Source organism: Bacillus mycoides (genome assembly GCF_001757995.1).
Taxonomy (GTDB): Bacteria; Bacillota; Bacilli; order Bacillales; family Bacillaceae_G; genus Bacillus_A; species Bacillus_A mycoides_B.
Genome location: NZ_LXLV01000115.1, coordinates 1 through 2,051, shown reverse-complemented (window position 1 = coordinate 2,051; position 2,051 = coordinate 1). Strand labels below are relative to the sequence as shown.

Genomic DNA, 2,051 nt, shown 5'->3' with positions numbered 1-2,051 from the left:
TGTAAAAGTTGGACGGCCGCCTTATTAAACCGTTGATTCAGTCCCTCAGGACTGATGAGTACTTCTGTTGATGCTTCTAAACAGCTAGATAACTGAGTTAAAGAAGTCATAGCTACATTTTGGCTCACCCATACACATAAAGCGACTAAATCTTTTGCTTGGTATTTACTGGTTCGTTGTACAAAACCAACATCTCTAGCAAGATCCCGTAAGGTATTTGGAGATAAAAAACTTTGAATCTCTTAAGCAAATAGTTTTAATTCGTCAGACACAGAAACAGACATAAAAAACGCCATCCTTTCCTATGATTCTATAGAAAGAATAGTACATTTTTTTGTTTTGGAGTAATTAATTTCTTTAGCTTGCTAGCAATGTAGTCGAACCTCTAATAGTTACTAGTAATAATTTCATGTTAATAATTGGATATATTGATTATCACCAGCAAGAAAAGTATAATAATGGTAGAGATGTATACATATACGGGTGAAGTATGTCTATTCATTGAAAGAATAATCATTCAAGGAATGCATGGTGTTATCATTCTATTTACTAGGCGGATACCTTTATGTATCGGCTTATATTAGTGATGAGAATAATACATCTCTAATTACACATATCATCGTGTGCTTATTTATTAGGGGGAATATGAAATGACACATTTAAAAAATAAAGTTGCTCTTATAACAGGAGTAAGTAATCCAAGAGGTATCGGCGCTGCTATATGTCGTAAATTTGCTTCTCAAGGTATAGATATTTTCTTTACACATTGGCAGTCTGAGGCTAGTTGGCCAGAGAAATTTCAAAAAGAGATTTTAGAGTTAGGAGTCCGCTGTGAAAACCTAGAAATTGATCTCTCAGATACAAATGCTGCATTTGAAATAATGGATATTGTTACAAAGCAGTTTGGTACTCTTTCAATTTTAGTTAATAACGCAGCATACTCAGACAGAGATGGATATGCAAAGTTAGATGCTCAAATACTTGATAACCATTATGCAGTTAATATGAGAGCAACTTTTCTTCTTTGTGCGGAATTTGCTCGCCGTTTTGAGAACTCGAATATAGATGAAGGAAGAATTATTAATATGACATCTGGACAAGAATTAGGGCCAATGCTTGGGGAATTAGCATATGCTGCAACAAAAGGAGCAATTGCAGCTTTTACTAAGTCTCTATCAGCGGAACTTGCTCCTTTAGGAATTACGATTAATGCGGTAAACCCAGGACCAACAGATTCAACGTGGATGACAGATGAAATTAGAAACCACCTTTTGCCTAAATTTTTAATGGGGCGTATTGGTATGCCAGAAGATGCAGCGTGCATAGTGGCATTTCTTGCTAGTGACGATGCAAAGTGGATTACTGGTCAAGTTATGAACTCAGAAGGTGGATTTTTACGAAGTTAAATGAAGTAAAGGGTTTATAGTTGCCGTATTGAGTGTCCTTATGTATGTTGTAACCGCTCTGTATCTCGAAAATGTAGTATATACATGGAAAGTATATATTAAAATATTTGCTGCAATATTAGTGATTGTTGCTAAGTCAAATCATCTCGTTTACTAATGCAGCATTACCATACTACAATATTACTATTAATGACAGCAAAGATGATGGATGGACGATGATTAACTCATCCTATTTTCCATAGGAAAGTAACACTATTTAATAAAATAGCTTATTTGAGTATAAATAATATAACGACTAATCCTGCCAAATTTAATTGGGAGGATTTTTTATTCTCCTTTTAAAGAGAGTAATAGAAGGTACGAAGAAACCTTTTAAAATAAGGGGTGTCTCCGTGGAAATAATAGGGAATACTGTATTTAAATATAGGAATTTCGTTTTGGGGGCAACCTGTTCTGTTAGCTTGATAGCAATGTGGTGCTACCCCACATCCATCAACTTAAGGATTTAGACTATTTTTAAACTTAAAAGCACGTTACTATTCTCTTATGTTAATGAGAAAGGGTGACGTGCTTTTTATGAATATGCATCAAAAACAAGAGCTGTCTTTATTTGCCGAAGAGTTATATCGATATATGTCTCCCGCT

The 2,051-nt window shown here is 34.7% G+C and carries 1 protein-coding gene and 1 pseudogene; one reads left to right on the top strand and one right to left on the bottom strand.

Going from position 1 to position 2,051, the window contains the following annotated elements; translation table 11 throughout:
• Positions 1 to 239 (bottom strand): annotated as a pseudogene (locus BWGOE10_RS30815) (IS4 family transposase); the annotation flags it as partial.
• A gap of 411 nt (positions 240 to 650) precedes the next feature.
• Between BWGOE10_RS30815 and BWGOE10_RS29065 the strand changes: the two are divergent.
• A complete protein-coding gene (locus tag BWGOE10_RS29065; RefSeq protein WP_070146020.1) occupies positions 651 to 1,406 on the top strand; it encodes an SDR family oxidoreductase in 756 nt (251 codons plus the stop codon).
• Positions 1,407 to 2,051 lie beyond the last annotated feature (645 nt).

Coding starts and splice junctions, on each gene's coding strand:
- BWGOE10_RS29065 (WP_070146020.1), top strand. CDS start 651: ATGACACATTTAAAAAATAAAGTTGCTCTTATAACAGGAGTAAGTAAT.